The organism is Moorena sp. SIO3B2, assembly GCF_010692525.1.
Classification (GTDB): domain Bacteria; phylum Cyanobacteriota; class Cyanobacteriia; order Cyanobacteriales; family Coleofasciculaceae; genus Moorena; species Moorena producens.
Genome location: NZ_JAAHHE010000628.1, coordinates 1 through 2,683, shown reverse-complemented (window position 1 = coordinate 2,683; position 2,683 = coordinate 1). Strand labels below are relative to the sequence as shown.

General features: G+C 46.6%; 2 protein-coding genes and 1 tRNA gene. All 3 read left to right on the top strand.

What is annotated here, in order from left to right:
- Positions 1–208 precede the first annotated feature (208 nt).
- Positions 209–341, top strand: a tRNA-OTHER gene (locus F6K38_RS39115).
- Positions 342–759: 418 nt separating this feature from the next.
- Positions 760–1,602 (top strand): YaaW family protein, encoded by an 843-nt coding sequence (locus F6K38_RS39110; protein ID WP_008179951.1) that lies wholly within the window; start codon positions 760–762, stop codon positions 1,600–1,602.
- A 131-nt stretch (positions 1,603–1,733) separates the two neighbouring features.
- A partial coding sequence (locus tag F6K38_RS39105) for an O-antigen ligase family protein (protein WP_287360307.1) occupies positions 1,734–2,683 on the top strand: 950 nt, incomplete at its 3' end.

Sequence of the window (2,683 nt, the reverse complement as noted above, 5' to 3'; positions counted from 1 at the left end):
ATATAGCTGCCTCTTCCTCCTGCTCCGAAGTCCCTGCTCCGAACGCGCCCCGCGTGGCCTACGGCCTCAGTCCCTTTGGCAAAGTGTTAATTTAGCATAACAAGTACGGAAGAGCCAAACTTGACGCTTCATTTTTTATATTACAAATGTCATATAAAAGTAACTCAAGCAACTCATTTAGCAATCTGGTTTGGGTTTAGCTTGTTCTGTAACGGGTAGCTCAATGGGAGAGCGCCAATTTTGCCCGAAAGGGCCGAAGAATTGAGGGTTATCGTCTTCTAAACGAACCCCACCCTTGATTCACCGGAGGTTGCGGGTTCAAATCCCGCTCCGCTACACCAACAAATAAATGGGGCAGGTAGCTCAATGGTAGAGCGGATGGCAAGATCCTTACATCTTTGATTCACCCCTTGCCTGTAAAGGCTGAAGAATTGAGGGTTATCGACCATCCTTTTCTCATTCATAAGCTGTCGGGCATTTAAACGACATTGTCTTGATCCCAAGCGCGAGTGATGGAAACCCGCGTGGGGCCGACTGCATCGCTTTATTAAATCAAAAAAAAACCTGAAACTCTTTTCCGTATCTTGATGCAAAGCGCGAGTGGGACAAATCCCCCCATGAAGGCGCAGCCGTCGCTTCAGCATAGCTGCCAAAGGCCTAACAGCTTACTACATCAAAGTAGATTCAAACTCCTACTAGAAAAATGATAGGAGTAGAATAGAGGACAGCAGTAAAAACGGGGTTGTGGAGGGAAGAACGTTGGATGAGCTGAGAACTGCGTTAGAGTTAGCAACCGTTGAAGAATTACAACAAGTGACAGACATTCTATTCTGTCGTAGGTTTAATCCTTTAGATTACCTTCAGCTCCCTGACCCAATCGATATCCAAAGCCAAAACCGTGAAGCTTGGTTGGATTCCCTGGAAGACCGATTTCGCTTCTTGGCAGCAGATGGGGTAACAGTACTCAAGGGACGCACGAGTGAAGTAACCTACCGACAAGCCCTGATTCAAGTTTGTCGTTACCTCAAAATTCCTTATTCTCAACGTCTGACTACAACTGACTTGGAAGCAGAAATATTTCTTCACCTAATGGAGAAAACCTGGAAACGCTTACCAACCCAAGAGCAGCAATCCCTAACAGTACAGGTACAGAAATGCTTAGCTAAGTCAAAACTCCCTGAACCCTTACCTGTACAAATCCAGCACAATCCTATCGACTTTTTACTCAAAGGTGGTAGCGCCCTAGCATTGACCTCGATTCTAAAGCCAATAATACTGCAACAGGTGGCACGCCAGTTTGCCCTGCATTTCGCTCGCTATCAGGTGGCTAAACAAGCCCTAGTGAAGGGGGGTTTGGCAGCAGCAGCTCAGTTTCAGAACTACTTGACAGTACAAACAGCACGACAGGGAATGGCACTCAGTGCTGCTCGTTATGGGGTTACTCGGAGTGTTTTTGCCTGCCTAGGTCCGATCATGTGGAGCTATTTCTTCGTTGACTTAGGCTGGAGAGCGATCGCAACCAACTACGGTCGGATTATTCCAACAATCTTAACCTTAGCACAAATTCGCCTGACTCGTGCTGAGTGCTGGGAACCAGTTTAGATTGATAGTAGTGGTTAGTGGTTAATTGGTTCTTGGGAAAGAATAGACATCCAAACAATCACCTACAAATAGGTTGGAAGTGCGCTAAGCTGGGAACTCTTATCTTTCCCCTATTTCCAGCTTTAGGCGCAGTGGGGTTAGTTCTAGCTGTGGGAGATACTTGGCGGCAAAAGTACACCAGTATAATCTCAAAACCCCTAAACTGGGGATTGGCTATTTTGAGTATCTGGCTGCTCATTACTGCTAGCTTAGCATTTAACCCCACAGAAGCGTTCCTAGGTTTAGGGAATTTTATCCCCTTCTTCGCCGTTTTCGCTGGTTTGTCTACCCTAATCAAAACCCCAGCACAGCTGAGGCAATTAGCCTGGATTCTAGTTATTCCTTCCCTAGCAGTAACTATAATGGGTTTTGCTCAGATGGTTTTGGGTTGGACTAGCCCAAAACTATTATCACTAGTCTTTGGTTCAACCTTGGTAGCTAACGGGAATCCTCCAGGTCGGATGGATTCAGTGTTTTTGTATGCCAATATCCTAGCCGCTTATCTACAAATACCATTAATTTTAGGGATAGGGCTGTGGATTGAGAGGTTTCAAGCTAGGCGTTGGAGCTGGCATCGATTCGATTATCCGCTGTTGTTCTTGAGTGTGGTGGTGATCGGTAATGCGATCGCATTAGTTTTGACCAACTCCCGCAATGCTTGGATAATCGCTGTTTTGGCTTGCCTTGCCTTTGCCCTTTACTTAGGTTGGTACTGGCTGGTCACAGCAGTTACTGCTGCTGTTGGTAGTGTTTTGTGGGCATCATTTGGTCCAATGCTAGGGCGTCAATGGCTGCGTAGTATTGTCCCAGCATACTTTTGGATGCGATTGTCTGACCAGTTGTATCCCGACCGGCCCATCGCTACCTTGAGGACAACCCAGTGGAAATTTACTTGGTCAATGATTCAGGAACGTCCCTGGTTGGGTTGGGGGTTACGCAATTTCACTCCTCTTTACCAGTCACAAATGGAAGTCTGGCTTGGTCATCCCCATAATCTACCTCTAATGTTGACTGCTGAAACTGGCATCCCAGGCACACTGAT